Here is a 24,844-nt window from a genome sequence, read left to right as displayed (position 1 = left end):
ATCCTACATCGACAGACTCGCCAAGACTATTAAAGGCTGTCCGCCAGCTATCACCCATCTGACATTTCAGTGGACCCAATGGAAGACACCGACCTGCAAGCGCTAATGGCCAGACTCGAACTGCTAATTACCCGCGTCGAGCAACTAAAGAGTCAAAACGGACTCTTATCAGCTCAGGAAAAGACCTGGCGCGAGGAACGCGCTCACCTCATTGAAAAGAACGAAATCGCCCGGCGTAAGGTCGAATCAATGATTTCGCGCCTCAAGGCCCTGGAGCAAGACTCATGAGTTCAAGCAATAGCGTTACCGTGCAGATTCTCGATAAAGAGTATTCGATCATTTGCCCCCAGGAAGAGCGCAGCAACCTGGTGAGCGCCGCCCGTTACCTGGACGGCAAGATGCGCGAAATCCGCAGCAGCGGCAAAGTCATTGGCGCCGATCGCATCGCCGTGATGGCCGCGCTGAACATCACGCACGATCTTCTGCACAAGGAAGAACGCCCGGATGTACAGGCCGGCGGCTCGACCCGTGAGCAGGTTCGTGACCTGCTGGACCGCGTCGATCTGGTGCTCGCCACCGATCCGGACGTCACCAAGGGCTGAAACGCGAAACCGCTTGGGGTATACTCGCAACACTCCCTGGGGTGCTTGCCAGTTGGCGATGTCCCTGAGCCGATTTGCTATACCCTGGAGGTTGCACGTTGGGCTGGTGTGCATGTCCGCTAGACGGAAAGCCTTAAAGCCTACTGCATCTTCCACCTTGAACTTTCGGGTTCAAGGGCTAAGTCGACAGCGGTACATCCGGGGAGCCTGATTCCAGTCCGATGCCGGTTTTATGCCGGCATCGGCTTTTTTACGGGTACGCTTTATGTACCCGCACTGCCGAAGCCCGAATCCATGACCGAACCTGCGCTGCTTCCCCGCCCGCAACTTCGACGCATGCTGCGCAAGGCCCGCCGCGCATTGACTCCCAGTCAGCAGCGCCAGGCTGCACGCGGGCTGTACAAGCAATTGGCCCAGCAGCCGCTGTTTCGCCGCGCAAAACATATCTCTCTGTATCTGCCCACTGACGGTGAAATTGATCCGCGTGTTTTGCTGCGTGCCGCTCAACGTCGCGGCAAGGCGACTTATCTGCCGGTGCTCAGCGCCTGGCCACGAACCAAAATGGTGTTCCAGAGAATTCGCCCCGGCGAAAAACTGAAACCCAACCGTTTTCGTATTCTCGAACCCCGGCACAACCTCGCCCGGCAACGCAAAGTCTGGGCACTCGATCTGGTGCTGTTGCCATTGGTGGGATTTGACGATGTCGGCGGACGCCTGGGCATGGGCGGTGGTTTCTATGATCGAAGCCTGGCGTACCTGGCGCGACGCAAAAATTGGCGCAAGCCGACGCTATTGGGGCTGGCCCATGAATGTCAGAAGGTCGAGCGATTGGCTCAAGCGAGCTGGGATGTGCCGTTACAGGGAACGGTGACAGACAAGGCGTGGTATTTCGCAGGCTAGACGCCGCAGGAATAAGCGGCGCCCGAAGACAGGTTCAGCGTTTGAACGCCGACGGCTGCTGTTGCTGCGCGATTTCGATCGGAGCGTCGGTCTTGTTGTTCCACAGGCTTTGGGCATAGCCAGTGGTCACGACGCCGAGGCCGAACAAAATAACCAAAATCCATAGTAAATCCGGTTTGCGTTTCATCGATTGCCCCCCAAAGGCACATCAACACGATGACAGCAGCGGTTTCCGTTGTAGGTGTAGGCCGTGCAGCAGCGTCAAGCTTAGAAGGCCGGCATTCTGCGACAACGTGAACCGACACGCAAATGCTGGCGTCAACCGACCGTCGGTTTGTCATAAAATTGCCCGACAACTTGCCCACCCCCCTCGCAAGGAGCAAAAACCATGGCTTATTGGCTGATGAAATCCGAGCCCGACGAGCTCTCAATCAAGGGCCTGGAGACGCTTGGCAAAGCGCGCTGGGACGGGGTTCGCAACTACCAGGCGCGTAATTTTCTGCGGGCCATGGCCGTGGGCGACGAGTTTTTCTTCTATCACTCCAGCTGCCCCGAACCGGGAATTGCCGGGATCGGACAGATTGTCGAAGCCGCGTATCCGGACCCGACGGCGCTGGAGCCGGAAAGCGTTTACTTCGATCCGAAATCTTCACCCGAGAAAAACGCCTGGAGCGCGATCGATGTCGCTCACCTCGAGACGTTTCCCAAGGTGCTTAAGCTGGATTATCTGAAACAGCAGGCGGCGCTGGCCGAGATGCCGCTGGTGCAGAAAGGCTCGCGACTGTCGGTGATGCCGGTGACGGCCGAGCAGTGGGCGGCGGTGATTGCATTAAGGCCTTGATTGATCTATTGCCTGAAAGAATGCCATCGCGAGCAAGCTCGCTCCCACAGTGGATCTGCATTCACTGAAGATCCCCTGTGGGAGCGAGCTTGCTCGCGATGAGGCCGGTTCAGACAATAAAAGTCTTATTGGATGATCAAGTTGTTGAACAACAGGTCCTCAACCACTGGCTTACCGGTTTCGTCGTTCATGATTTGCTGGGTCTGCTTCAGGGCTTCCTGACGCAGCTTTTCCTTGGCATCGACGTTGTTCATCGCCTCGGTAGTCTGCTGGGCAAACAACGCCACCAGTTGATTACGAATCAACGGTTCGTTGGCTTTGACCAATTTGGTCGCTTCTTCCCCGGTCACTCGCAACGCCACATCGGCCTTGTAGACCTTGAGCTTCGGTGTGCCGTCCAGCCCGTAGTTACCCACGAACGGCGGGCTCAGGGTGATGTAATTGACCTTCGGAGCTTCTTTGGCTTCTTCGGCCATCGCTGCCACGGGCAGAGACAGGGCCAGCAACAACATGATCCACGCTTTCACAATTCGCTCCTTATCCGGTTTGCGGCCTAGCATAACGACCCATCGCACAAGCACAAGCTTATGGCTGACTATCAGGGCCGGGCATGCTCGTTGACCCATCGACTCACACACCTACACTTATCGGCCATCACTCCCAAAGGAATAGCCCTGATGAAAGCCGTGCTGTGCAAAGCCTTCGGCCCTGCCGAATCGCTGGTGCTGGAAGACGTCGCCAGTCCTGTTGCGAAGAAGAACGAAATCCTGCTGGACGTGCACGCCGCCGGGGTGAATTTCCCGGACACGCTGATCATCGAGGGCAAATACCAGTTCAAGCCGCCCTTCCCGTTTTCCCCGGGAGGCGAAGCCGCCGGCGTGGTCAGCGCGGTGGGTGAAAAGGTCAGTCACCTCAAGGTCGGTGATCGGGTCATGGCCCTGACCGGTTGGGGCAGTTTCGCCGAACAGGTCGCGGTGCCAGGCTACAACGTGCTGCCAATCCCGCCATCAATGGACTTCAACATTGCCGCCGCTTTTGGCATGACCTACGGCACTTCGATGCACGCGCTCAAGCAACGAGGCAATCTGCAACCCGGCGAAACCCTGCTGGTGCTCGGCGCTTCCGGTGGCGTCGGCCTGGCTGCGGTGGAAATCGGCAAAGCCATGGGCGCCCGCGTGATCGCCGCCGCCAGCAGCGCCGAAAAACTCGCGGTGGCCAAGGCTGCTGGCGCCGATGAGCTGATCAACTACAGCGAAACCAGCCTCAAGGACGAAATCAAACGCCTGACCGATGGCCAGGGCGCCGACGTAATCTACGACCCGGTGGGTGGCGACCTGTTCGACCAGGCCATCCGCGCCATTGCCTGGAATGGACGCCTGTTGGTGGTCGGCTTTGCCAGCGGTCGCATCCCCGAACTACCCGTGAACCTCGCGTTGCTCAAAGGTGCAGCCGTGGTGGGCGTGTTCTGGGGCTCCTTCGCCCAGCGTCAGCCGCAGGACAACGCGGCGAACTTCCAGCAACTGTTTGGCTGGTTTGCCGAGGGCAAGTTGAAGCCACTGGTGTCGCAGGTGTATCCGCTGAGCAACGCGGCGCAGGCGATTAATGATCTGGGCCAGCGCAAGGCAGTCGGGAAAGTTGTGGTGCAGGTTCGCTGACCCCAATGAAGCGGTCTGGACTTCAAATGAAAGTGTTCAGACTGCTTACTTCCCATTCAAACGAAGGACATTTCTCAAAGACTCGTCCTACCCTGGAGCGAAACGCGGCATGAAGACCTGCAAGTAACGCTTCCCACAACGTCCTTCATTTATATCTGCGCGACATGTTCATAAAAGAACATGCAATCTCCAACATTTCCTCTGTTTGGCCGATGCGAACCGGTGCTATTTTCGGTAACGAAACTGTAACATTCGTATCCGCAGTCAAAACAAGAAATCTGGAGCTCTTGAATGTTTGCTTTCTTTCGTCCTGCCGCACATCAGGCTCCATTGCCTGAAGAAAAAATAGACAGCACCTACCGACGCCTTCGCTGGCAGATCTTCGCCGGGATTTTCTTTGGCTATGCGGGTTATTACTTGCTGCGCAAGAATTTCTCCCTGGCCATGCCGTACCTGATCGACGAGGGTTACACCCGTGGTCAGCTGGGGTTGGCGATGTCGGCAATCGCGATTGCCTACGGTCTGTCGAAGTTCCTCATGGGCCTGGTGTCCGACCGCTCCAACCCACGTTACTTCCTGCCCTTCGGCCTGCTGGTATCGGCGGGGGTGATGTTCATTTTCGGTTTCGCACCGTGGGCTACGTCCAGCGTCACCATGATGTTCATCCTGCTCTTCATTAACGGCTGGGCTCAGGGCATGGGCTGGCCACCGAGTGGCCGGACCATGGTGCACTGGTGGTCGCAGAAGGAACGGGGTGGCGTGGTGTCCGTGTGGAACGTGGCGCACAACGTCGGCGGTGGGCTGATCGGCCCGCTGTTCCTGCTCGGCATGGGCTTGTTCAATGACTGGCACGCGGCGTTCTACGTGCCGGCGGCGGTGGCTCTGGCGGTGGCGGTGTTCGCCTTCATGACCATGCGTGACACTCCGCAATCGGTTGGCCTGCCGCCGATCGAGAAGTACAAGAACGACTACCCGGAAGGCTACGACGCCAGCCACGAAGACGAATTCAGCGCCAAGGAAATCTTCGTCAAATACGTGCTGCACAACAAAATGCTCTGGTACATCGCCATGGCCAACGTCTTCGTCTACCTGCTGCGCTACGGCGTATTGGACTGGGCACCGACTTACCTGAAGGAAGCCAAAGGCTTCAACGTGGATAAGACCTCGTGGGCGTACTTCTTCTACGAGTGGGCAGGTATTCCGGGCACGCTGCTGTGTGGCTGGATGTCGGACAAGATCTTCCGTGGCAACCGTGGACTGACCGGCATGGTGTTCATGGCATTGGTGACCGTGGCAACCCTGGTGTACTGGCTCAACCCGGCCGGTAACCCGACCGTGGACATGATCGCGCTAGTCTCGATCGGCTTCCTGATTTACGGCCCGGTGATGCTGATCGGCCTGCAAGCGCTGGAACTGGCGCCGAAGAAAGCCGCCGGTACGGCAGCGGGCTTCACGGGTCTGTTCGGGTATCTGGGTGGCTCGGTCGCGGCCAGTGCAGCGATGGGCTACACCGTGGACCATTTTGGCTGGGACGGCGGCTTTGTGCTGCTGATCGGTGCATGCCTGCTGGCGATGGCCTTCCTCGCGCCGACGCTGTGGCACAAGCAAGTCGCCAGTCAGAGTCGTGAAGCAATCGCCTGATCGGCCTTTGATTTGCAGCGCTTGAGCCGCGCCTCCAGATTCCGGTCTGGCATGGCGTGGCTGCGCAGGGCGTTGGCGGTCTGCTCGACATAATCGCGCGTGGTGCCGTATCGCCCGCAAGCGTTTTCGAACACATGGCTCAGCACGTGATCCGGCAAGTTGCCGGCATAGCTGGGCAGGTGTCGCTCCAATACAAATCCCAATGCCTGAACCTGACTTCCGTCTTCAAGACGGCAGTTGAGCCAGTGTGGGCGATAGGACGGGAATGGCATCTCGCGCTGCCAAAGTGCGTAAAGAGACGCTTCAAGTTGTTCATCAGGCAAGCGATAGGCGAATCCGCTGCACGAACCACCGCGATCCAGGCCGAATACCAAGCCAGGCACTTCGGGCGTGCCGCGATGTTCGTGGGACCACAAATACAAACCGCGATGGTAGCCATGCACGCGACCGCGCACTCGCTCCACCGCTGCGCATTCGGGACGCCAGATCAGTGAGCCGTAAGCAAACAGCCACACTGGCCCGCCCTTGTGGCGCGCCATCGTCGACTGCATCGAGCTGAGCAATTGTTCGTGTGTGAGCTGCGGCCCCAGATCGAGTCGCGGAGGGTAAGCCAGATTCAAAAAAGCAGATTCAATGGCACTCATGGCGATGGAATTTCGGCCCTGCAATCATTACAAAATATAAGCAACATTCACGTCATAGAACATAGAGTAGTAATACTAAAACGAAAAGTGCCAAGAGACACCCTGAGCAACAGCCATAAACATTCAAACTGAAGCTGGAAGGCCTGGTCATATACCCTAATATCATTTAGGAGAATTCTTAAATATCAGAATGAAATATACATAAGCATTAGACGCGCCCAAGATAACACCCACCCAGGAGAAATTTCCTACAAACCCTTCGGATTTGCCGCCTACCCGCTCCAGTATGCGTCGCGTATAACGGCCACCCAATGGCGCAAGCCACACTGCCTCAAAGGCCTGAACAATGAAAAAACCATGGAATTACGGGCTACTTTTGATGCTCATGGCGCAGCACTCGCTAGCGGAGGATCCCTGCGCGAAAGACACGGGCTCCTGGTATCTGCAGACCAGCGTCTTTACTCAGCACTTCTCCCCCGACGCCAACCACAATAACAATCAGGACCTCATCGGCCTTGAGCGCGAGCAAGCGTCCGGTTGGTTGTTTGGTGGTGCAACTTTTCGCAACTCATTCAGCCAGCGTTCATATTATGCGTATGCTGGCAAACGCTACGAGAGCGCCGACTATCCGGTGTACTTCAAACTGAGTGGTGGCTTGCTACAAGGTTACAGCGGCAAGTCTCAGGACAAGATCCCCCTGAATCACTTCGGCGTCGCGCCGGTGATTATTCCTTCAATCGGTGCACACTACGGACCGTTGGCAGCCGAGCTGGTGTTGCTCGGCTTCAATGCCGTCATGGTGACGACCGGGGTGCGTTTCTAGAACAGTTCGCCCACCTACGATCGCGGCGCATACGCAAATACATCCGCACGCATCTGATGAGCATCCATCCCGGCTTCGACCAAGGCATCGAGCGTACCGTAGACCATCGCCGGCGAGCCGCTGGCATAGACATGCAAGGATTTCAGATCAGGGAAGTCCTCACACACCGCTTCATGCAACATGCCGTAACGCCCCTGCCAGCCGCCTTGATCGCTGACGACTTTATGCAGGAACAGGTTGGGTAATTTCAACCATTCGCCCCAATGTTCGACCTCATAAAAGTCTTCAGGACGACGCACGCCCCAATACAAATGCACCGGATGTTTGAAGCCCGCGGCACGGCAATGTTCGATCAGGCTATGGATCTGGCCCATGCCAGTGCCAGCGGCAATCAGCACCAGCGGACCGTCCGGCAATTCCGCCAGATGGGTGTCGCCGAACGGCATTTCGATCCGCACCATTGGGTTGCGTTGCAGCTGTTCGATCAGGCTCAGCGCACTGCTTTCGCGCGCCAGCACATGGATTTCCAGATCACGCCCGCCGTGCGGCGCAGAGGCAAGGGAGAATGCGGATTTCTCGCCGTTCTCGCGCTCGATCATCAAGTACTGACCGGCGTGATAGCGCGGCGGCTTGCCGGCCGGCGCTCGCAGACGCACACGCCAGGTGTCGCCGCCGACGTCCCTGCATTCAATGACCTGACACGACAAGCTGCGCACCGGCAATTCTCCCCGTGCGAGCACGCCATCCCACAGCACGATGCAGTCTTCCAGCGGCTCTGCTATGCAAGTGTAGAACTCGCCATGGTCGCGCACACTGCCTTCCTGTTCGACCCGCCCTTCCACCAGCAACGCGGCGCACACATGGCAATTGCCGTTTCGGCAACTTTGCGGGCATTCATAGCCCAGACGCCGCGCGCCATCGAGAATCCGCTCGCCGGGCAGAATCTGTAGCACTGCTCCGGAGGGCTGCAAGGTTACACGCATCAATCTATTCCTAACTGATTCCAGATGGCATCGATCCGTTGAGTCACGGCTTCATCCTTGACGATCACCCGGCCCCACTCGCGAGTGGTTTCGCCCGGCCATTTATGCGTGGCATCGAGCCCCATCTTCGAACCCAGGCCGGAGACCGGCGAGGCGAAGTCCAGGTAGTCGATCGGCGTGTTGTCGATCATCACCGTGTCGCGCTTGGGGTCCATGCGCGTGGTGATGGCCCAGATCACGTCGTTCCAGTCGCGTGCGTTGATATCGTCGTCAGTGACGATAACGAACTTGGTGTACATGAACTGTCGCAAAAACGACCAGACACCGAGCATTACCCGCTTGGCATGGCCGGGATACGACTTCTTCATGGTCACGATGGCCATGCGGTACGAGCAGCCTTCGGGCGGCAGGTAGAAGTCGGTGATCTCCGGGAACTGCTTCTGCAGGATCGGCACAAACACTTCATTCAGCGCCACGCCTAGAATCGCCGGCTCATCCGGCGGACGGCCGGTGTAGGTGCTGTGATAAATCGGTTTGATCCGGTGGGTGATGCGTTCGACGGTAAACACCGGAAAGCTGTCGACTTCGTTGTAGTAGCCGGTGTGGTCGCCGTACGGGCCTTCATCGGCCATTTCGCCCGGATGGATCACGCCTTCAAGGATGATCTCGGCGGTCGCCGGGACTTGCAGGTCGTTGCCACGGCATTTCACCAGTTCGGTGCGGTTGCCGCGCAACAAGCCCGCGAAAGCATATTCGGAAAGGCTGTCCGGTACCGGCGTTACAGCGCCAAGAATGGTCGCAGGGTCGGCGCCCAGCGCCACGGACACCGGGAACGGCTGGCCCGGATGCTTCTCGCACCACTCGCGGTAATCCAGGGCACCGCCACGGTGGCTCAGCCAACGCATGATGACCTTGTTGCGGCCGATCACTTGCTGACGGTAGATGCCGAGGTTCTGGCGATCCTTGTTCGGACCTTTGGTGACGGTCAGGCCCCAGGTGATCAGCGGGCCTACGTCGCCCGGCCAGCAGGTCTGCACCGGCAGCATCGCGAGGTCGACATCGTCGCCTTCGATGACCACTTCCTGACAGACCGCGTCTTTGACCACCTTCGGCGCCATGGCGATGATCTTGCGGAAGATCGGCAGCTTGGACCAGGCATCTTTCAGGCCTTTCGGCGGCTCGGGTTCCTTGAGAAACGCCAGCAGCTTGCCGATCTCGCGCAATTCGCTGACCGCCTCTGCGCCCATGCCCAGCGCTACGCGCTCAGGGGTGCCGAAGAGGTTGCCGAGCACTGGGATGTCATACCCGGTAGGGTTTTCGAACAACAGCGCCGGGCCTTTTGCCCGCAGCGTGCGATCACAGACTTCGGTCATCTCCAGCACTGGAGAAACGGGGATCCGGATGCGTTTCAACTCTCCGCGCTGCTCAAGCTGCTGCACGAAATCCCGAAGATCCTTGAATTTCATTGATGATGGCACCCGTAAAATAGGCGTACATCCTACCTGCTCTGGCAGCCAAACAGCAGCCTGTCAGTGCCCCGCACCGATCAATTTTGATTGGCGCCCAGCATCACCGGGGTAAACAACGGGCTCAATCTGGCACTGCCAATGTCCGACAGATGATCCTCATCCCTGTACTGCGAATGACCGTTGACTTCGATATTGCAGATGCCTCGCGAGCACATTAGCGGCGTCGGGTCGATGACATGCACGCCAGGATCTGCGGCGCTCATCGAGTCGAACAGGGCACTGAGAAAGTGCTGCCTTGCCAAGTGTTCCTCAAGCGGGCGCCCCAGCCCCTCGACCGATCCGCCGATACGCGCCAAGCTCGTCAAGCGAGAAACGCTGCCCTTGCGCTGCAGCGGCACTTCCTTGAACAACCAGACCTGCGCACCCGCCTCTCTTAACGCCGCCACCCGTGCCTTGAGTGCCTTGGCCATGCGCTGCTCGGCTTGTGCCGTGTCGTCGCGCTCGTTGAGCAGCACTTTTTTATCGCCGTCTTCACGGCCGTAAACGTTAAGGCTCCAGTTGGATACCAGTACCACATCCTTGATCTTCAGGCTGCGAACGCGCTCCATTGTTCGCTCGTTGAAATCGTTGCAGCGCTGGCGTTGATCGTCGCTGAGAACCGGCGAACAGGCACTCATGCTGTACAGCCACACGGGGTGACCTTCAACTTGTGCGTTGTGTTCGATGGCCGGTAACAGCGCCGCGGCATGACTGTCGCCCCAGAACATCTTCGTTGCCGCAATACCGGTGTTGCCACCGACCAGGCACGCCTTGTCCAGATTCTTGTCCGAGGTCACCAGCATGCATTTCATCTGCCCGGCCTTCCAGTCCCGAGACTCTGCGTATTCCAGGGCCTTGCCGGTAAGACGCTGAGGAAAGCCATCGGCCGATCGCACGGCCGAACCTATGACCGCCAGGGCTGCCATTGCCAGCAAACCGCCCAACAACACGGGTCTACGCCCTGCCAGTACGCGTTTTTCGCGGAAAGGAAGCTCGACGAAGCGCCAGCTCACCCACGCAAGACCCATCGCCAATCCAATCCAGCCTGCAGCCTCAACTGACTGAATACCGTCAATCGATATGGCATTGGCGTAGACGTAGACCGGCCAGTGCCACAGATACAGGGAATAGGAGATCAATCCGATCCATACCAGCGCGCGGGCACTCAAGACTTTACCGACCCATGTCGAACCCTGGCCACCCGACCAGATCATGGCGGTCGCCCCAAGAACAGGCAGTAACGCAGCCCAGCCCGGGAATGCGGTGGATTTATTGAACGTGAAAACAGCAACAAGGACCGCGACCAGGCCGGCCAGCGCTACTGACTGATAGAACCAGGGCCGCGCCGAGTATCTCGACGCAGGCAAAACAGCCAGCATGGCACCGCACAACAGTTCCCAGGCGCGAGTCGGCAGCGAGAAGAAAGCCACGTTAGGCTTAGGGTCGATATAGGCGACGTTCAGCCCGAATGACACCAAAAGCACGGCAAACAGCATCCAGCGCCAATGGCGAACATGGCGCATCAACAACGCCATCAACAGTGGAAAGAAAATGTAGTACTGCTCTTCAACGGCTAAAGACCAGGTGTGAAGCAGCGGTTTCAAATCCGACGCGGGCTGAAAGTAGCCGTCCTCTCGCATGAACAGAATGTTCGATGCAAAAAGCGCCTGATAACGGACCGTCCGTCCCAGCTCCGAGAAGTCCCTGGCCGTCAGTAACAGCCAGCCGAGCGCCAGCGTCACCAGCATCACCACGCTCAAGGCTGGAATGATGCGCCGGGCACGGCGCGCCCAGAAATCGACGAAGCTGAAACGCTGCGCACTGATCTCGCGGAACAGGATGGTGGTAATCAGGAAGCCGGAAATGACAAAGAAGACATCGACGCCGACAAAGCCACCGCTGAACGTGCTGAACCCGAAGTGGAACAGCACGACAGGAATAACGGCCAGAGCTCGCAAACCATCGATATCACGGCGATTGCCAAACGTGTGCATGACGCCCCTTGTCGTTTCAGATACAAAACCGATTAAAAAAGGGGCTCACCGATAGCGCGAATGGGGATATTCGACGGAGGTCAACTGAGGACGTACCTGTCAGAACACGCGATCAATCGCCAGCAAGATTAACGCAGGGAACGCCCGACGATGGATCAGCTGTGAGCGGGCGGTGACGCCCATGGAATGGGCGGCAGTTTACAGTAGGCGGTGTATGTATCCAGATACAAATGTCGCGACACAAATATCGCGCGCAAAAAAAAGCGCCCTTTCAGGGGGCGCCCTTTTTAAGCGTGTTTCGACTTACTTGCGTTTCATCGACAGGAAGAACTCATCATTGGTCTTGGTCGTTTTCAGCTTGTCGACCAGGAACTCAATGGCAGCGATTTCGTCCATCGGGTGCAGCAGCTTGCGAAGGATCCACATGCGCTGCAACTCGTCGTCGGCCGTCAGCAACTCTTCGCGGCGGGTGCCGGAACGGTTGATGTTGATGGCCGGGAAGACGCGTTTTTCGGCGATGCGGCGATCCAGAGGCAGTTCCATGTTGCCCGTGCCTTTGAACTCTTCGTAGATCACTTCATCCATCTTCGAGCCGGTTTCAACCAGCGCGGTAGCGATGATGGTCAGCGAACCGCCTTCTTCGATGTTCCGCGCGGCGCCGAAGAAACGTTTCGGTTTCTCCAGGGCGTGGGCATCGACACCACCGGTGAGTACTTTGCCGGAGCTCGGGATCACGGTGTTGTAGGCGCGAGCCAGACGGGTGATGGAGTCGAGCAGAATCACCACGTCCTTCTTGTGTTCGACCAGGCGCTTGGCCTTCTCGATCACCATTTCCGCAACCTGCACGTGGCGGGTTGGCGGCTCGTCGAACGTCGAGGCAACCACTTCGCCGCGCACGGTGCGCTGCATTTCGGTGACTTCTTCCGGACGTTCGTCGATCAGCAATACGATCAGATGAACTTCAGGATTGTTACGAGCGATGTTCGCTGCGATGTTCTGCAGCATGATGGTCTTACCGGCTTTCGGCGGCGCAACGATCAGACCGCGCTGGCCTTTGCCGATCGGGGCGCACAGGTCGATGACACGACCGGTCAAGTCTTCGGTGGAACCGTTGCCGGCTTCCATCTTCATGCGCACGGTCGGGAACAGCGGGGTCAGGTTCTCGAAGAGAATCTTGTTTTTCGCGTTCTCGGGACGGTCGTAGTTGATCGTGTCGACCTTGAGCAGCGCGAAATAACGCTCGCCTTCCTTTGGAGGGCGGATCTTGCCAACGATGGTGTCACCGGTGCGCAAGTTGAAGCGACGGATCTGGCTCGGCGAGACGTAAATATCGTCTGGGCCTGCAAGATAGGAAGCGTCAGCGGAGCGAAGGAAGCCGAAGCCGTCCTGGAGAATCTCCAGCACGCCATCACCGGAGATTTCCTCGCCGCTTTTAGCGTGCTTTTTGAGCAGGGAGAAAATCACGTCCTGCTTGCGCGAACGGGCCATATTTTCTATGCCCATCTGTTCGGCCAATTCGAGCAGTTCGGTAATCGGCTTTTGCTTGAGTTCAGTCAGATTCATATAGGAATGACGTAATCATTTATGGAGGGGGGGAAATTAAGCTTTTGGCTTAATGAGGCCGCGCCGCAGAGAAGGCGACAGGATCGCGTACTTATTCGAAAAGGAGTGCGTCGGCGACGGCTAGTAGGGGGCAGTGGAGAAACCAGTGCGGGGCCGAATGTACCACCTGAGTTTCGGAGCGTCTAGCCCTCAATAACGAAAAGGCCCCGCAATATGCGGGGCCTTTTTGATGACGCTTTAAACGACGCTTAGATGTTGGCGTCGAGGAAAGCAGCCAGCTGCGACTTCGACAGTGCGCCGACCTTGGTCGCTTCAACGTTGCCGTTCTTGAACAACATCAGCGTCGGGATACCACGCACGCCATGCTTGGCCGGAGTTTCCTGGTTTTCGTCGATGTTCAGTTTGGCAACGGTCAGCTTGCCTTTGTAGGTTTCAGCAATTTCGTCCAGAACAGGAGCGATCATTTTGCAAGGGCCGCACCATTCAGCCCAGTAGTCGACCAGTACAGCGCCTTCGGCCTTGAGGACGTCGACGTCGAAGCTAGCGTCGGTGACGTGTTTAATAAGATCGCTGCTCATGGAAGTCTCCAGGTTGTAAGCAAAAAAACGTGGCCCATCATAGCCGCCCTTCCCTCGTTCAGGAAGGTGCAGATGATTGAGTCTCGCTATGGTGGCGCATGAGTTTGGGTATAGCTCAAGTCATGAGGTGGCGGGAGCGACGAAGGCAATTGCGGTGCGCAGGGCGGCGTTGCGTACATGTTCGTGCATGGCCTTCTGCGCCGCGCCGGACGCCCGCCTGGCCAGCGCGCGGAGGATTTTTCGGTGTTCCTGCCAGGTTTCCATGGCGCGCTCGGGCCGGATGAACGGTAGTTTTTGGCTCTCTGGAAAAATGTCGGCGCTGGCCGTCAGGATGCTCAGCGTCGTCTGATTACCGCTGGCCAGCAGGATGCGCCGGTGAAACTCGAAATCCAGCCGCGCCGTTGCCTCAAAGTCACCGGCCTTCAATTCGGCTGCATTCCTTTGATGCGCGTGGGAACGATCGGCAATAAACCGTACGCGTTGGCGGCAGCGTTTGATCGTGGCACGATGTCGAGGTTATCGACCGAGACCCCCTGACCATGCCGCAATCTCAAGCCAAGAATCTGTCCCTGATCGCCGCAATCGACTTGGGCTCCAACAGCTTTCACATGGTCGTGGCCAAGGCCCAGAACGGCGAAATCCGTATTCTCGAACGACTCGGGGAGAAGGTTCAGCTGGCCGCGGGCATCGACGATGAGCGCCAGCTCAACGAAGAATCCATGCAGCGCGGGCTCGATTGCCTGAAGCGTTTTGCCCAACTGATCAACGGTATGCCGCCCGGCGCCGTACGGATCGTCGGCACCAACGCTCTGCGTGAAGCCCGTAATCGTGGCGAATTTATCCGCCGCGCTGAAGAAATTCTCGGCCACCCGGTGGAAGTCATCTCCGGCCGTGAAGAAGCGCGTCTGATCTACCTCGGCGTTTCCCACACCCTCGCGGACACCCCGGGCAAGCGCCTGGTGGCCGACATCGGCGGCGGCAGCACCGAATTCATCATCGGCCAGCGCTTCGAACCGCTGCTGCGCGAAAGCCTGCAAATGGGCTGCGTCAGCTACACACAGCGCTATTTCAAGGACGGCAAGATCACCCCGGCCCGCTACGCCCAGGCATACACCGCGGCGCGGCTGGAGATCATGAGCATCGAACACGCCCTGCATCGCCTGACCTGGGATGAAGCCATCGGCTCCTCGGGCACCATTCGCGCCATCGGCCTGGCGTTGAAGGCCGGGGGTCATGGCACGGGCGAGGTCAATGCCGAAGGCCTGACCTGGCTCAAGCGCAAGCTGATCAAGCTCGGCGACGTCGAGAAGATCGACTTCGAAGGCATCAAGCCTGACCGACGGGCGATCTTTCCGGCTGGCCTGGCGATTCTCGAAGCGATCTTCGACGCGCTCGAACTGCAACGCATGGACCACTGTGAAGGCGCCCTGCGCGAGGGCGTGCTCTATGACCTGCTGGGCCGTCATCATCACGAAGACGTCCGTGAGCGCACCCTCAGCTCGTTGATGGAGCGTTATCACGTCGATCAGGAACAAGCGGTGCGCGTTGAGCGCAAGGCGTTGCATGCCTTCGATCAAGTGGCTGAGGATTGGGACCTGGATGACGGCGTCTGGCGCGAATTGCTCGGTTGGGCGGCCAAGGTCCATGAAGTGGGCCTGGACATCGCTCACTATCACTACCACAAGCACGGTGCCTACCTGATCGAGCACTCGGACCTGGCCGGGTTCTCCCGCGAAGACCAGCAAATGCTCGCGCTATTGGTGCGTGGCCACCGACGCAATATTCCCCGGGACAAGTTTGCAGATTTCGGCGATGAAGGCATCAAGCTGATTCGCCTGTGCGTGCTGCTGCGCTTTGCGATCCTGTTCCATCACATCCGCGGCACCCAGGAAATGCCTCAGGTCGTGCTGCACGCCAATGGCGACAGCCTGGATGTGTTGTTCCCGAAGAATTGGCTGGACGAAAACCAGCTGACCCAGGCCGACTTCGGTCTGGAAGCGGAATGGCTGACCCGGGTTGGTTTTGTGCTCAACGTTCGCTGAGACGCGCTCCTGTAGGAGCACAGCTTGCTGGCGATGGCGATCTGACGGACGCCTTCGCCAGCAAGCTGTGCTCCTACAGGGACGGCGGCGAACACAAAAATGGCGATCCGCAGGGATCGCCATTTTTTTCACTCTATGTTTGCGTTAGCGGACCGCAAGAATCGGGCTACCCAATCGCTCCAGCAGTGTCGCCTGGGCGCTGCGCGGATTCTGGTTGCCGGTCGGCGTGTTGCGGATGTAACGGCCGTCCGCCTGCAAGCTCCAGCTGTGAGTGTTATCGGTGAGATAAAGCTCCAGCTCTTTCTTGACCCGCATGATCAGCTTCTTGCCCTCGACCGGGAAGCAAGTCTCAACACGCTTGTCGAGGTTGCGCTCCATCCAGTCGGCACTGGACAGGAACATCTGCTCTTCACCGCCGTTGAGGAAGTAGAAGACCCGGGTGTGCTCCAGGAAACGACCGATGATCGAGCGCACGTGGATGTTGTGCGAAACCCCGGCAATGCCCGGACGCAGACAGCACATGCCACGCACCACCAGATCGATACGCACCCCGGACTGACTGGCCTTGTACAGCGCGCGGATAATCTTCGGATCGGTCAGCGAGTTGAACTTGGCGATGATGTGCGCCGGTTTGCCGTCGAGGGCGAACTGGGTCTCGCGGGCAATCATGTCGAGCATGCCCTTCTTCAGCGTGAACGGCGCATGCAACAGCTTTTTCATACGCAGGGTTTTACCCATGCCGATCAACTGGCTGAACAGTTTGCCGACGTCTTCACACAACGCGTCGTCGGATGTCAGCAGGCTGTAGTCGGTGTACAGACGGGCATTCGCCGCGTGGTAGTTGCCCGTACCCAAGTGGGCGTAACGGACAATCTCACCCGCTTCTCGACGCAAAATCAGCATCATCTTGGCGTGGGTCTTGAAGCCGACCACGCCGTAGATCACCACCGCACCGGCCGCTTGCAGACGGCTGGCCAGTTGCAGGTTGGACTCTTCGTCGAACCGCGCGCGCAATTCGATCACCGCGGTGACTTCCTTGCCGTTACGCGCCGCATCGACCAGCGCATCGACGATTTCCGAGTTGGCGCCGGAGCGGTACAGGGTCTGACGGACCGCCAATACATGCGGGTCCTTGGCCGCCTGGCGCAGCAGGTCGACCACCGGCGTGAACGACTCGAACGGGTGCAGCAACAGGATGTCCTGCTTGCTGATCACACTGAAAATGTTCTCGCTGTTCTGCAGCAGTTTCGGGATCTGCGGGGTGAACGGCATGTATTGCAGCTCACGCTGACTGTCCAGACCGGTGATGCTGAACAGGCGGGTCAGGTTGACCGGACCGTTGACCTGGTACAGCTCGGTTTCGTGCAGGTTGAACTGCTTGAGCAAATAGTCGGACAACTGTTTCGGGCAGGTGTCGGCAACTTCAAGACGCACCGCGTCACCGTAGCGACGGGAGAACAACTCGCCGCGCAGGGCGCGGGCCAGGTCTTCTACATCTTCGGTGTCGACGGAAAGGTCGGCGTTACGGGTCAGGCGGAACTGGTAGCAGCCCTTCACCTTCATGCCCTGAAACAGGTCATCGGCGTGAGCGTGAATCATCGACGACAGGAACACATAGTTGTCGCCAGAGCCGCCGACTTCTTCCGGCAGCTTGATGACGCGCGGCAGCAAGCGTGGCGCCGGGATGATCGCCAGACCGGAATCGCGGCCGAAGGCGTCGATACCTTCGAGCTCGACAATGAAGTTCAGGCTCTTGTTGACCAGCAACGGAAACGGGTGCGTTGGGTCGAGGCCGATCGGGGTAATGATCGGCGCGATCTCGTCGCGGAAATAGCGGCGCACCCAGGTTTTGATCTTGGTGGTCCAGTGACGTCGGCGGATGAAGCGGACCTGATGCTTTTCCAGTTCCGGCAACAGAATGTCGTTGAGGATCGCGTACTGGCGGTCGACGTGACCGTGTACCAGTTCACTGATGCGGGCCAGGGCCTGATGCGGTTGCAGGCCATCGGCGCCAGCCTGTTCACGGGCGAAGGTGATCTGCTTCTTCAGACCGGCCACCCGAATCTCGAAGAACTCGTCCAGGTTGCTGGAGAAGATCAGCAGAAACTTCAGCCGCTCCAGCAACGGGTAGGACTCATCCAGCGCCTGCTCCAGCACGCGGATGTTGAACTGCAGTTGCGAGAGCTCGCGATGGATGTAGAGGCTGCTGTCATCCAGGCCGGGGATGGCAATCGCCGGGGCCGCATGTGCGGGTTCGGCCACCGCCGCGGGTGGAGCAGGCTCCAGTTCCGGCGGGGTTTCGGCGATTTGCTCCACCACAGGTTGAGCGTCTTTTACGGCAACTTCAGTGAGTCCTTCGGTATTCATCGAATGTTCCTGGGAGGGCTATTTTTGCTCTCGTAACAATTGAGCAGCACGGGCGGCAAAGTAAGTCAGGATGCCATCGGCGCCTGCACGTTTAAAAGCGGTCAGGGATTCGAGGATAACCCCTTCGCTCAACCAGCCATTCTGGATCGCCGCCATGTGCATGGCATATTCACCGCTGACCTGATAAACAAAGGTCGGCACTTTAAATTCTTCTTTGACCCGGTAGAGGATGTCCAGATACGGCATGCCTGGCTTGACCATGACCATGTCCGCGCCTTCTGACAAGTCCGCGGCCACTTCATGCAGGGCTTCGTTGCTGTTGGCCGGGTCCATTTGATAGGAGGCCTTGTTGGCTTTGCCCAGGTTCAGCGCCGAACCGACCGCATCGCGGAACGGGCCGTAATAGGCGCTGGCGTACTTCGCCGAGTAGGCCATGATCCGCACGTTGACGTGATCGGCCAGTTCAAGCGCTTCGCGGATCGCCTGGATGCGACCGTCCATCATGTCCGACGGGGCCACCACCTGAGCACCGGCTGCGGCATGGGACAGCGCCTGCTTGACCAGTGCGTCGACGGTGATGTCGTTCTGCACGTAGCCTTCTTCGTCGAGGATACCGTCCTGACCGTGGGTGGTGAACGGGTCCAGAGCGACGTCGGTGATCACGCCCAGTTCAGGAAATTGTGCACGTAACGCACGGGTGGCGCGCTGGGCGATCCCGTTGGGGTTCCAGGCTTCGGCGGCATCCAGCGATTTGAGCTCCGGCGGCGTCACCGGGAACAACGCCAGTGCCGGAATCCCCAGCTCGACCCACTTGGCCGCTTCTTCAAGCAACAGATCGATGGTCAGGCGCTCGACGCCTGGCATCGACGCCACCGCTTCGCGACGGTTTTCACCGTCCAGCACGAACACCGGCAGGATCAGGTCGTCGACGGTCAGAACGTTTTCACGAACCAGTCGACGCGAGAAATCATCACGACGGTTGCGACGCAGGCGGGTTGCTGGAAACAAACGGTTGGCAGGGGTAAAGCTCACGGCAGACTCCTGAGCCCGCGCTGGCGGGCGAGCGTGACAGTTATAAGCGGGCATTATGACGAACAGATGACAGTTGTGCTTAGCCCTGTGACACGCAGCCGCATTCCATTGTCATTGTAGGAAATGTTCACGTCGAGACACATTTGGACACTTTCATGAATGTGCCCGAAGCGTTAGGCTGCGCGTTCATTTCGCCAGCATCCAGACAATGCTCCAACAATTTCTTCAGGAATTCGGCTACTTCGCCCTCTTTCTCGGCACGTTTTTCGAAGGCGAAACCATTCTGGTGCTCGCAGGCTTCCTCGCGTTCCGCGGATACATGGACCTCAAAGTGGTCATGATCGTGGCGTTCCTCGGCAGTTATGCCGGTGATCAGCTGTGGTATTTCCTGGGGCGCAAGCACGGCCGCAAGTTGCTGGCGCGCAAACCGCGCTGGCAATTGATGGGCGACCGGGCGCTGGAACATATCCGCAAGCACCCAGACATCTGGGTGCTGAGCTTTCGCTTTGTCTATGGCCTGCGCACGGTGATGCCGGTGGCGATCGGCCTGTCGGGCTATCCGCCGGGACGTTATCTGCTACTTAACGGCATTGGTGCAGCGATCTGGGCCGCGGCACTGGCTGCTGCCGCTTATCACTTCGGCGCGGTGCTCGAAGGCCTGCTCGGCAGCGTCAAGAAGTACGAGCTGTGGGTGCTTGGCGCCCTGCTGATACTGGGCTTTTGCCTGTGGTTGCGCCGACGCTTCAAGAATGCCCGTCTGGCGAAGAAGATCTACGCCGACGAGCAGGCCGAGTTGGCCAAGTCTAACGAGACTAAGACGCCAGCCGAGTGAAACGGTTTCTGCAACAGTAGAGACCGATACCACTGAGCAGGCTGTAACTGAGCAAGCCGACCCAGCCCACCGCGCTGGCCGGCCACAGCCCAACGACCGGCGCCAGCCACACCAGCGGCACATTCGACGCCAGGCGCAGCAGTTCCAGCTTCAGCGCCCACGGGCGATTCTCCAGGGCCACGCCCAACGTAAACAAGCCCAGCACCACGGCACTCCAGCCGAGCACCAGCGCGGCTGTCGGCAAACGCTGCTCCAGGTTCATCAAATAACTGCCCAGCGCGATGTAGATGCAAAACTGCAACACGACGTAGAGCTGCTGACGCCCGTCCAGCGCCACCTCGAATTTACGGAACTGACTCAGATCCGGCTTGTTCATCGGGTACTTGGCCGCCACGTCCGCCGGACGCCAACCGGTGCGCATGAACCAGATGCGCAGCGTGTCCCATTTGCTTTGCGCACGCCGCGCGTCATCCCACAGCTGCGCGTAGAACTGCACGTTAGCCCACAACGGATTCCAGCTCGCCAGCGGCGTGGTCACGCCGAAAATCACCGGTTCGTTGTCGTCCTCTTCCTGGAACGAGCCAAATAGACGGTCCCAAATAATGAACACCCCGCCGTAGTTGCGATCCATGTAGAGAGCGTTCTGTGCATGGTGAGCCCGATGATTGGACGGCGTGACGAAGAACCACTCGAACCAGCCGAGCTTGGGAATGTGTTTGGTATGCACCCAGAATTGGTAAAGCAAGTTCAGCGCGGCGACGCTGACGAACACCAGCAGCGGCACGCCGAGCACGGCCATCGGCAGGTAGAAGATCCAGCTCAGCAGGAAGCCCGTACTGGTCTGGCGCAGCGCCGTGGAAAGGTTGTAGTCCTCGCTCTGGTGATGCACCGAATGCGCCGCCCAGAGGATGTTGCGTTCGTGGCCCATTCGATGCAGCCAGTAATAGCAAAAGTCGTAGAAGACGAAGGCCAATACCCAGACCCAAACGCTGTCGGCCGAGAGTTCGAACAGCGCCAAATGCTTGAGGGCAAATGCATACGTGACCAGGCCCACGCCTTTGGTCAGCAGGCCGGTGGTGGTCGACAACACCCCGGTGCTGATGCTGTTGATCGCGTCCGCCACGCGATAATTGCTCACTCCGCGCCAACGGTCGGCCAGCAGCTCGACGGCAATCAGCACAAAGAAAAACGGCACCGCATACAGAATGAAGTCCATGACGCGCCCTGATCGGAATCTTGAGGACAGATCCTAGGTGTAGCCGCGAATTAACCCTATGGCAACGAGTGACAAATTAGTGGACATTTAACGCCATGAATCTGGAGAAAAGCCCATGAGCAAAAAAATTGCAGTGATCCTATCCGGCTGTGGCGTGTACGACGGCGCCGAGATCCACGAAAGCGTGATCACCCTGCTCCGTCTGGACCAGCGGGGTGCTCTGGTGCAGTGTTTCGCACCGAACATTGCGCAGTTAAATGTGATCAACCATCTGACCGGCGAAGAAATGCCCGAGTCGCGCAACGTACTGGTGGAATCGGCGCGGATCGCAAGGGGCAACATCAAGGATATCCGTGAAGCGAGCGTCGACGACTTCGACGCGTTGATCGTGCCCGGTGGTTTCGGGGCGGCCAAGAACCTGTCGAACTTTGCCATCGAAGGCGCCGGCTGCACCGTGCAACCGGAAGTCCTGGCCCTGGCTGAAGCGTTCGCCGAAGCGGGCAAACCGGTCGGTTTGATCTGCATTTCACCGGCCTTGGCGGCGAAGATCTATGGACCGGGCGTGACCTGCACCATCGGCAACGACGCCGACACATCAGCCGCCATGAATAAAATGGGCGCTACACACACAGACTGCGCGGTCACTGACATCGTTGAAGACAAAGCACGCAAACTGGTCAGCACCCCGGCGTACATGCTGGCGCAGAGCATCAGTGAAGCGGCTTCGGGTATCAACAAACTGGTCGACCGCGTCCTCGAATTGACACACGAAAACGATGCGTAACACGGAGCAAATGTGGGAGCGAGCCTGCTCGCGAAAGCGGCCTTACAGTCAACATCGGTGTTGGATGTAACGGCCTCTTCGCGAGCAGGCTCGCTCCCACATTGATTTCGGTATGGCTTAAGACTTTCGGGTCAGCCGCGTGAGGATCCGGTCCAGCGCATTGGCAAACGCTTGCTTCTCACGCTCGCCAAACGGCGCGGGCCCGCCGCTCATCTGCCCCTGTTCACGTAGATCGGTGAACAGGTTACGCACCGCCAACCGATCGCCCATGTTCTGCGCATCGAACTCTTTGCCCCGTGGATCCAGCGCCGCAACGCCCTTTTTCACCAGACGGTCGGCCAGCGGCACATCGCTGCAGATCACCAATTCGCCGGGTACCGCGTATTCCACCAGGTAGTCGTCGGCGGCATCCGGACCACTCGGCACCACGATCAGTTTCACCAGGGCCAAACCCGGCTTGATCTGCGGCTGTCCAGCCACCAACACCACTTCGAACTGGCGCTTGAGCGCGAACTTCACCACCAGATCCTTGGCCGCCCGAGGGCAGGCGTCGGCATCGATCCAGACACGCATTGTGTTTTCCTCCGTTAAAAGCATCGCGGGCAAGTCTCGCTCCTCAGATATCACAGTCCGTAGGAGCGAGGCTTGCCCGCGAATGTGAGCGAAGCGAATGCTGTTTAAGAAACCTGCACCCGCCGCTTCTCAGCCAGCCGACTACGGCCATACAGCACAATGATCGCAACGATCGCTACGACCTGCGCACTCAGCGAATACGCATCAGCGTGGATGCCCAGCCAGTCGAAGTCAAAGAACGGTACCGGCCGGGTGCCGAAAATCCCGGCTTCCTGCAACGCCTTCACGCCGTGCCCGGCAAACACCACCGACAGCGCGCACAGCAAAGCGGCGTTGATGCTGAAAAACAGCGACAGCGGCAACTTCGCCGACCCACGCAGAATCACCCAAGCCAGACCGACCAGCAACACCAACGCCGTCGCACCACCCGCCAACACCGCGTTATGACCCGCCGGACCGGCCTGCAGCCATAGGGTCTCGTAGAACAGAATCACTTCAAACAGCTCGCGATACACCGAGAAGAATGCCAGCGTCGCAAACCCGAAACGCCCACCGCCGCCCACCAGGCTGCTCTTGATGTAATCCTGCCAGGCCGCCGCGTGACGACGATCGTGCATCCACACGCCGAGCCAGAGCACCATGACAGCTGCAAACAACGCCGTCGCACCTTCCAGCAATTCGCGCTGCGAACCGCTGACATCGATCACGTACGCCGCCAGCGCCCAGGTCGCCAGACCCGCCAGCAGCGCCAGCCCCCAGCCGACGTTGACGCTGCGTGCTGCCGATTGCTGGCCAGTATTGCGCAGGAACGCGAGGATCGCTGCCAGCACCAGAATCGCTTCCAGGCCTTCGCGCAGCAGAATCAACAAACCGGAGATGTAGCTCAGGGACCAACTTAAGCCATCGCTGCCCAGCAGGCCGGCGGATTCCTTCAACTTGGCCTTGGCTGCGTCCAGACGCTGCTGGGCCTGGGCCACCGGCAAACCATCCTGCAACGACTGACGGTACGCCATCAGCGATTTTTCAGTGTCTCTGCGGACGTTGGCGTCGACGTTATCCAGCGAACTTTCGACCAGTTCGAAACCCTCCAGATAAGCCGCCACCGACAGGTCATAGGCCTGATCGTGATCGCCGGCACGGTAGGCTGTAATGCTCTTGTCCAGGGTCGCGGCGGTGTAGTCGAGCAGCTGCGCGGGGCCACGCTTGACCTGCGGCGGTTGCGCCCGCTGCGCACGGAAGGACGCCGCCGCTTGCGGCCCATCGGCGGCCTGCACTTCTGCGGGAGTCTGACGGGCCAGGTCGGCGATGTTGTAGGTCTTTTCGGATTTTGCAGCAGCCGGGTCGGCGCTGAAGCTGGCGATGTAGGTCGCCAGATCCCAACGCTGACGATCATCCAGCTGATCGGCGAAGGCCGGCATGTCGGTGCCTTCGACACCGAGGCCCAAGGTGCTGTAGATCGCGTAGAGGCTCAGGTGATCAAGCCGCGCCGCATCACGCAGATTGGACGGCGGCGGCGTCAGACCGACACCCGCCGGACCATCCCCGGCACCCGCGTCGCCGTGGCAAACAGAACAATGCTGAGCGTAGAGCGGCGCACCACGGATCGGATCCGGCGTAATGATCGGCGCCTGGCTGACCTCATAGGCCACGGCCAGCCTGGCGCCGAGTTGCCGTGCCTGGCGACCGACATCCGCGCCGTCCTGACGCGCAGCGATCGCGTTGCGCAGCGTGCTGACGCCCTGCTCCAGCCCGGCTTTTTCCGGTTTGGCCGGCATCGCGGCGATCAAGCCTTGCAGCACCTTGATGGATGCCATCTGCCCTTGGTATTCGGACTTATTAATGACCTCGCCCGCTTGCACCGTTTCCGGGTAATCCGCGCCGATGTAATCGAGCAGATGCAGCGCTTGCGGCGCGCCTTCCCCGGTGTCGGCCAGCAGGTTGAAACTGCACAGGGCAAACAGCGGCAATACCAGCCAGGCCAGGAAACGGGACGGGGCAGTCATGAATGAATCTCAATTGGAAATACGAAGTAACACATTGTTCACTTCCAATCACTTTCACTCAAGCTTTGTTATGCGTTGCGGTTCGACTTGTGATCAGCGCCTTGGGTTGGCGCTTCCGAGGCATAGTGGCACTCCGTGAAAACGGGAAATTAAAAAGCCATTACATAGCCAGTATCCCTGTTTATAATGCCGCGCCCTCGTTATTGCGATTCGGCATTTAAGCTCCTCTTGTTATGAGGAATTGGCAGGAGGCCAACATCCCC

24 protein-coding genes and 1 other RNA gene are annotated in these 24,844 nt (G+C 58.8%); 11 read left to right on the top strand and 14 right to left on the bottom strand.

Annotation, left to right across the window (positions count from 1 at the left end; genetic code table 11):
* Positions 1–78: 78 nt before the first annotated feature.
* The 4 genes from ACYZT0_RS26785 to ACYZT0_RS26770 all read left to right on the top strand — a co-directional run bounded on the left by ACYZT0_RS26785 (position 79) and on the right by ACYZT0_RS26770 (position 1,502).
* Positions 79–288: a TIGR02449 family protein gene (locus ACYZT0_RS26785; RefSeq protein WP_458508799.1), complete on the top strand. Its 210-nt coding sequence runs from the start codon at positions 79–81 to the stop codon at positions 286–288.
* On the top strand, positions 285–602 hold the full coding sequence (locus ACYZT0_RS26780) for a cell division protein ZapA (protein ID WP_150765618.1): 318 nt from the start codon (positions 285–287) through the stop codon (positions 600–602). The genes ACYZT0_RS26785 and ACYZT0_RS26780 overlap by 4 nt, the downstream gene beginning before the upstream one ends.
* 30 nt (positions 603–632) lie before the next feature.
* Positions 633–811: non-coding RNA, 6S RNA (gene ssrS / locus ACYZT0_RS26775), on the top strand.
* 85 nt (positions 812–896) lie between these two features.
* A complete protein-coding gene (locus ACYZT0_RS26770) occupies positions 897–1,502 on the top strand; it encodes a 5-formyltetrahydrofolate cyclo-ligase (RefSeq protein WP_046045124.1) in 606 nt (201 codons plus the stop codon).
* A gap of 34 nt (positions 1,503–1,536) precedes the next feature.
* On the opposite strand, the gene ACYZT0_RS26765 is transcribed toward ACYZT0_RS26770, so the two are convergent.
* Entirely contained in the window at positions 1,537–1,689 is a 153-nt protein-coding gene (locus ACYZT0_RS26765; RefSeq protein WP_007942433.1) for a hypothetical protein, read from the bottom strand.
* 201 nt (positions 1,690–1,890) lie between these two features.
* On the opposite strand from ACYZT0_RS26765, the gene ACYZT0_RS26760 reads away from it, so the two are divergent.
* A complete protein-coding gene (locus ACYZT0_RS26760) occupies positions 1,891–2,343 on the top strand; it encodes an EVE domain-containing protein (protein ID WP_462043718.1) in 453 nt (150 codons plus the stop codon).
* 125 nt (positions 2,344–2,468) lie between these two features.
* Here ACYZT0_RS26760 and ACYZT0_RS26755 read toward each other — a convergent pair whose 3' ends face one another.
* A complete protein-coding gene (locus ACYZT0_RS26755; protein ID WP_462043717.1) occupies positions 2,469–2,870 on the bottom strand; it encodes a flagellar basal body-associated protein FliL in 402 nt (133 codons plus the stop codon).
* Positions 2,871–3,020: 150 nt separating this feature from the next.
* Between ACYZT0_RS26755 and ACYZT0_RS26750 the strand changes: the two genes are divergently transcribed.
* Positions 3,021–3,998, top strand: coding sequence for an NADPH:quinone oxidoreductase family protein (locus tag ACYZT0_RS26750; RefSeq protein WP_462043716.1), 978 nt, complete (start codon positions 3,021–3,023; stop codon positions 3,996–3,998).
* Positions 3,999–4,289: 291 nt separating this feature from the next.
* Positions 4,290–5,639: a glycerol-3-phosphate transporter gene (gene glpT, locus ACYZT0_RS26745; RefSeq protein WP_462043715.1), complete on the top strand. Its 1,350-nt coding sequence runs from the start codon at positions 4,290–4,292 to the stop codon at positions 5,637–5,639.
* On the opposite strand, the gene ACYZT0_RS26740 is transcribed toward glpT, so the two are convergent.
* Positions 5,615–6,283 carry a gamma-glutamylcyclotransferase gene (locus ACYZT0_RS26740; RefSeq protein ID WP_462043714.1) on the bottom strand — a complete coding sequence of 223 codons (669 nt, stop codon included), beginning with the start codon at positions 6,281–6,283 and terminating at the stop codon, positions 5,615–5,617. The two genes, glpT and ACYZT0_RS26740, sit on opposite strands and share 25 nt — an antisense overlap.
* Before the next feature lie 346 nt (positions 6,284–6,629).
* Between ACYZT0_RS26740 and ACYZT0_RS26735 the strand changes: the two genes are divergently transcribed.
* Entirely contained in the window at positions 6,630–7,106 is a 477-nt protein-coding gene (locus ACYZT0_RS26735) for a sn-glycerol-3-phosphate transporter (RefSeq protein WP_462043713.1), read from the top strand.
* Positions 7,107–7,120: 14 nt separating this feature from the next.
* Here ACYZT0_RS26735 and ACYZT0_RS26730 read toward each other — a convergent pair whose 3' ends face one another.
* The 6 genes from ACYZT0_RS26730 to ACYZT0_RS26705 all read right to left on the bottom strand — a co-directional run bounded on the left by ACYZT0_RS26730 (position 7,121) and on the right by ACYZT0_RS26705 (position 14,200).
* Positions 7,121–8,089: a CDP-6-deoxy-delta-3,4-glucoseen reductase gene (locus ACYZT0_RS26730; RefSeq protein ID WP_462043712.1), complete on the bottom strand. Its 969-nt coding sequence runs from the start codon at positions 8,087–8,089 to the stop codon at positions 7,121–7,123.
* The gene (gene ubiD / locus ACYZT0_RS26725; protein ID WP_462043711.1) at positions 8,089–9,555 is read right to left on the bottom strand and encodes a 4-hydroxy-3-polyprenylbenzoate decarboxylase; all 1,467 of its coding nucleotides are present in this window, start codon (positions 9,553–9,555) and stop codon (positions 8,089–8,091) included. Before ubiD ends, ACYZT0_RS26730 begins: the two co-directional genes overlap by 1 nt.
* Before the next feature lie 80 nt (positions 9,556–9,635).
* Complete coding sequence (locus ACYZT0_RS26720) at positions 9,636–11,591, bottom strand: acyltransferase family protein (protein WP_462043710.1); 1,956 nt, start codon at positions 11,589–11,591, stop codon at positions 9,636–9,638.
* 303 nt (positions 11,592–11,894) lie between these two features.
* Complete coding sequence (gene rho / locus ACYZT0_RS26715; protein WP_007942421.1) at positions 11,895–13,154, bottom strand: transcription termination factor Rho; 1,260 nt, start codon at positions 13,152–13,154, stop codon at positions 11,895–11,897.
* A 248-nt stretch (positions 13,155–13,402) separates the two neighbouring features.
* Positions 13,403–13,732: a thioredoxin TrxA gene (gene trxA / locus ACYZT0_RS26710; RefSeq protein ID WP_008150340.1), complete on the bottom strand. Its 330-nt coding sequence runs from the start codon at positions 13,730–13,732 to the stop codon at positions 13,403–13,405.
* Positions 13,733–13,852: 120 nt separating this feature from the next.
* Positions 13,853–14,200, bottom strand: coding sequence for a FadR/GntR family transcriptional regulator (locus ACYZT0_RS26705; protein ID WP_462046639.1), 348 nt, complete (start codon positions 14,198–14,200; stop codon positions 13,853–13,855).
* A 71-nt stretch (positions 14,201–14,271) separates the two neighbouring features.
* On the opposite strand from ACYZT0_RS26705, the gene ppx reads away from it, so the two are divergent.
* On the top strand, positions 14,272–15,774 hold the full coding sequence (gene ppx, locus ACYZT0_RS26700) for an exopolyphosphatase (protein ID WP_462043709.1): 1,503 nt from the start codon (positions 14,272–14,274) through the stop codon (positions 15,772–15,774).
* Positions 15,775–15,918: 144 nt separating this feature from the next.
* Here ppx and ppk1 read toward each other — a convergent pair whose 3' ends face one another.
* Positions 15,919–18,141, bottom strand: a complete 2,223-nt coding sequence (gene ppk1 / locus ACYZT0_RS26695) for a polyphosphate kinase 1 (RefSeq protein WP_462043708.1) — start codon at positions 18,139–18,141, stop codon at positions 15,919–15,921.
* 18 nt (positions 18,142–18,159) lie between these two features.
* Positions 18,160–19,173, bottom strand: a complete 1,014-nt coding sequence (gene hemB, locus ACYZT0_RS26690) for a porphobilinogen synthase (RefSeq protein ID WP_462043707.1) — start codon at positions 19,171–19,173, stop codon at positions 18,160–18,162.
* 208 nt (positions 19,174–19,381) lie between these two features.
* Between hemB and ACYZT0_RS26685 the strand changes: the two genes are divergently transcribed.
* Complete coding sequence (locus ACYZT0_RS26685; protein WP_462043706.1) at positions 19,382–20,005, top strand: DedA family protein; 624 nt, start codon at positions 19,382–19,384, stop codon at positions 20,003–20,005.
* Here the strand turns inward: ACYZT0_RS26685 and ACYZT0_RS26680 are convergent.
* Positions 19,986–21,221, bottom strand: coding sequence for a sterol desaturase family protein (locus tag ACYZT0_RS26680; protein WP_462043705.1), 1,236 nt, complete (start codon positions 21,219–21,221; stop codon positions 19,986–19,988). The genes ACYZT0_RS26685 and ACYZT0_RS26680 overlap by 20 nt on opposite strands.
* 115 nt (positions 21,222–21,336) lie before the next feature.
* On the opposite strand from ACYZT0_RS26680, the gene elbB reads away from it, so the two are divergent.
* A complete protein-coding gene (gene elbB, locus ACYZT0_RS26675; RefSeq protein WP_462043704.1) occupies positions 21,337–22,005 on the top strand; it encodes an isoprenoid biosynthesis glyoxalase ElbB in 669 nt (222 codons plus the stop codon).
* 117 nt (positions 22,006–22,122) lie between these two features.
* Here the strand turns inward: elbB and ACYZT0_RS26670 are convergent, their stop codons facing one another.
* Together ACYZT0_RS26670 and ACYZT0_RS26665 are read right to left on the bottom strand one after the other, a co-directional pair.
* Positions 22,123–22,578, bottom strand: a complete 456-nt coding sequence (locus tag ACYZT0_RS26670) for a YaiI/YqxD family protein (RefSeq protein WP_462043703.1) — start codon at positions 22,576–22,578, stop codon at positions 22,123–22,125.
* A 104-nt stretch (positions 22,579–22,682) separates the two neighbouring features.
* The gene (locus ACYZT0_RS26665; RefSeq protein WP_462043702.1) at positions 22,683–24,581 is read right to left on the bottom strand and encodes an FTR1 family protein; all 1,899 of its coding nucleotides are present in this window, start codon (positions 24,579–24,581) and stop codon (positions 22,683–22,685) included.
* Positions 24,582–24,844 lie beyond the last annotated feature (263 nt).

The sequence above is a fragment of the Pseudomonas sp. ZS1P83 genome (assembly GCF_054897825.1).
The sequence above is the reverse complement of the archived record's forward strand: the minus strand, read 5'-3'. Positions and strand labels throughout refer to the sequence as shown.